The 3,447-nt window shown below is 61.8% G+C and carries 4 protein-coding genes; 2 read left to right on the forward strand and 2 right to left on the reverse strand.

The window, feature by feature from the left end; genetic code table 11:
• Positions 1-48: 48 nt before the first annotated feature.
• Positions 49-738 carry a glutathione S-transferase N-terminal domain-containing protein gene (locus tag WB402_RS13755; protein WP_424208814.1) on the forward strand — a complete coding sequence of 230 codons (690 nt, stop codon included), beginning with the start codon at positions 49-51 and terminating at the stop codon, positions 736-738.
• Between the two features lie 268 nt (positions 739-1,006).
• Positions 1,007-2,350, forward strand: a complete 1,344-nt coding sequence (locus WB402_RS13760; RefSeq protein WP_424208808.1) for an IS5 family transposase — start codon at positions 1,007-1,009, stop codon at positions 2,348-2,350.
• 192 nt (positions 2,351-2,542) lie between these two features.
• Here WB402_RS13760 and WB402_RS13765 read toward each other — a convergent pair whose 3' ends face one another.
• Complete coding sequence (locus WB402_RS13765; RefSeq protein ID WP_424208810.1) at positions 2,543-2,851, reverse strand: hypothetical protein; 309 nt, start codon at positions 2,849-2,851, stop codon at positions 2,543-2,545.
• 82 nt (positions 2,852-2,933) lie between these two features.
• The gene (locus tag WB402_RS13770; RefSeq protein ID WP_424208812.1) at positions 2,934-3,293 is read right to left on the reverse strand and encodes a hypothetical protein; all 360 of its coding nucleotides are present in this window, start codon (positions 3,291-3,293) and stop codon (positions 2,934-2,936) included.
• Positions 3,294-3,447: the final 154 nt, after the last annotated feature.

Below are 3,447 nucleotides of genomic sequence, written 5' to 3' on the forward strand. Positions count from 1 at the left end.
GGCAAGGCGAGGACCAAGGCCAAAGCGGCCAGAAAATCGGCCAAGCCGATCGAGCTTTATTACTGGCCGACGCCGAACGGCTTCAAGATTTCGATCATGCTGGAAGAGTGCGGGCTGCCCTACACCCTGATCCCGGTGAACATTTCCAAGGGCGAGCAGTTCACGCCCGAGTTCCTGAAAATCTCGCCGAACAACCGCATGCCGGCGATCATCGACCCGGACGGCCCGGGCGGCCGGCCGATCTCGATCTTCGAGTCGGGTGCCATCCTGCAATATCTCGGCCGCAAGACTGGCAAGTTCTATCCGCGCGACGAGCGCCAACGCGTCGAGGTCGAGCAGTGGCTGTTCTGGCAGATGGGCGGCATCGGCCCGATGGCGGGGCAGGTGCACCACTTCAGGAACTACGCGGTGGAGACGCTCACTTATGCGATCAACCGCTATGTCAACGAGGTCAATCGGCTCTATGGCGTGATGAATCTGCGGCTTGCGGACCGCGAATACATCGCCGGCAAATATTCCATCGCCGACATGGCCATCGTCGGCTGGGCGAACGGCTGGAAGCGCCAGGGCCAGGACATCGAGGAATTCCCGCACCTCAAGCGCTGGCTGGAGACCGTGAAGGCGCGGCCGGCGGTGCAGCGCGGCATGGCGCTCGGCCTGGAGCTGCGCCAGGGCATCGACATGAAGGACCCAAAGGTGCAGGCGGTGCTGTTCGGCCAGCGGGCGCGGGCGAGTTGATCTTGCGATCAACTCTCAGTGGTCATTGCCGGGCAACCGGATCCGGCCTTTGGCCGGCCCGGGTGTGAACTTGACCCGGCAATCCAGTCGGCCGTGAAGAATTCCGAAGCCGTTGAGCGGACTGATTGATTGGACGTGACGAAGTAATCGAATTTGCCAGTTTATGGGGTGAGGCGGCTGGTTTCCTTGCAAATTCGGTTTGACGATTCCCTCGAATCTGAAGCTGTGTTTCTCTGCTCTCGACCCGGGTCGAGCGGAGGGATTGGCAATGCAGCCGAAGGAGCGACGGGAGACTGGCGAACAGGATCTGTTCCGCTCGCGTCTGGATCAGATCATCGATCTACAGCACGCGCTGGTGAGGCTGGCGCGGGCGATCGACTGGCGCTTCCTGGAAGAGAAGTTTGGCGCGGTCTACACGGACAAGCCGGGTCATCCACCGCTACCGACGCGTCTGATGGCGGGGCTTGCCATCCTCAAGCACATGCAGGACCTATCCGACGAAGCTTTGTGCGAGCACTGGGTCGAAAACCCGTATTACCAGTACTTCTGCGGCGAGGAGTTTTTCCAGCACCGGCTGGTGTTCGACCGCTCCTCGCTGACGCGCTGGCGCCAACGCATGGGGGAGGAAAAACTCCAGGCCCTGCTGCAGGAGAGCCTGGCGGTCGCCAGCCGCACCGAGGCAATAAAGCCGGCCGATTTGGCCCGCGTCATTGTTGACACCACCGTTCAGCCCAAGGCGGTGATGTTCCCGACCGACGCCAAGCTGTTGAACCGGGCGCGCGAGCGGCTGGTGCGGCTGGCCCAGGAGCTTGGGGTGGAGCTGCGCCAATCCTACCGGCGGGTCGGCAAGCTCGCGCTGATCAAGCACCAGCGTTATGCCCATGCCAAGCAGTTCAAGCGCGCCAATCGTAGCCTGAGAAAGCTCAAGACCTATCTCGGCCGCATCATCCGCGACATTCGGCGCAAGACGGCCGGCAACGAGGGCTTAAGGGAAACGTTCGTGCGGCCGCTGTACCTGGCCGAGCGTGTGCTGGCGCAGGACCGTCACCAGCGTGGCCGCAAGATTTATAGCCTGCACGCACCCGAGGTGGAATGCATCGGCAAGGGAAAGGCACACAAGCCCTATGAGTTCGGTGTGAAGGTGAGCGTGGCGACGCCCCTGCGGCATTCGCGCGGTGGCCAGTTCGTCGCCCACGTCGCGGCGCTGCCCGGTAACCCGTATGACGGCCACACGCTCGCCACCGTCATCCCTGCCATGCAGGCGATCATCGGCAACACGCTCGATCGCATCATCGCCGATGCCGGATACCGCGGCCACAACGCGTCACCCGAATACCAGTTCAAAATCTACACCACCGGCCAGAAGCGCCGCATCACCCGGCAGATCAAACGTGACATGAGACGGCGCGCGGCCGTCGAGCCCGTCATCGGGCATCTCAAGGAGGATCACCGCATGGGCCGCAATTATCTCGCCCATTCTAGCGGCGATGCCATCAACGCCGTGCTCGCCGCCGTCGGATACAACTTCCGCCTCCTGCTCAGGTGGCTGAGGCTTTTGCTGTTCCGAATCTTGATCGCAAGCGTTGGTACTTCTCAGCTCAGATTCAGCTGAAAAGGACGTTCTTCACGGGCGACTAGACCAACGGCGAGAAACACCTTGAAAGCAGCTTCGGCGCGCCACGTTAATCGCTGCGCGTGATGTATGCAGGTAAGCGGGTTTGGTCCGAATATTACATCTACTTCGACTGACAAAGGTCGCGCCGTCGCAGCGTCGTTTGCTTCGAGCGCAGGATGCGCGACTATCTCACGGCGTTGCGCCGAGGCGCTTAAGTTCGAGCGCGGCGGCGTTCCCTTCAATGAAGGTTTTCGGGCAGTCGCGTGCCGCGACACGGAACCGTCGCGCCGCCTCGTCCTTGGCGCCTTGGCGCAGCGCCCATTCGCCGGAATAGAAATTGGCCTCGCAGACGTGGCTGGTCTTTTTGGCGCCATTCGGATCGGCGGCGGCGGCAAGCACGGCGGCGGGCGTCATCTGGCCGAGATACAAGCGGATGACCGGCGCCGGCCACTCCTTCATGTTGAGTTTGGCGATCGCTTGCGGCAGCGTGCCCGGCACCTTGCTGCGCGCCTCGGCGATGTCGAGCCACAGCGCCGTGTAGGGATATCCCGGGGCAATCGCGAGCGACCGCTTGTAGTCCTCAATCGCCTTGGGAAGAGCGCCGGCAAAAGATCGGGTTCTCGATGCTCATTCTCCGGATCAAAGCGCGCAGTTCCGGATCGATCTGCGGCCGCCCTCCCCGCGAGCGCGATTTCCAACGCCAATAGCAGCGAAAACCGGCCCGATGCCACCGAATGACTGTCTCCGGCTGAACGATGGCAAGGACCTGCAGGATTGACGGAAACCAGCGGTAAAGCTGGACAAGAAACAACCGATTGAAGTTGGTCAGCCGGATCCGGCCGCGACCCTGACGCCGCAGCAGCATCACCTGATGCCGCAGCGCCGCATTCTCCGCCTCAAGCCGCCACTTCGATTTGAACGGCGCGGTCAGGGCGACCAAGAGCAGCCACCATAGCGTGATCATCGCGCGAATTTAAGCGATTCCCCCACCTCATCAACGGGGACGAGGATTTCGGTACACACAGGTAGCCTGCGATAGAGCAAGGAAGACTTTCTTTGCCTTTGGAATCCATGACCCGGTACTATCCATGATC

The sequence above is a fragment of the Sulfuricaulis sp. genome (genome assembly GCF_049587675.1).
Taxonomy (GTDB): Bacteria; Pseudomonadota; Gammaproteobacteria; order Acidiferrobacterales; family Sulfurifustaceae; genus Sulfuricaulis.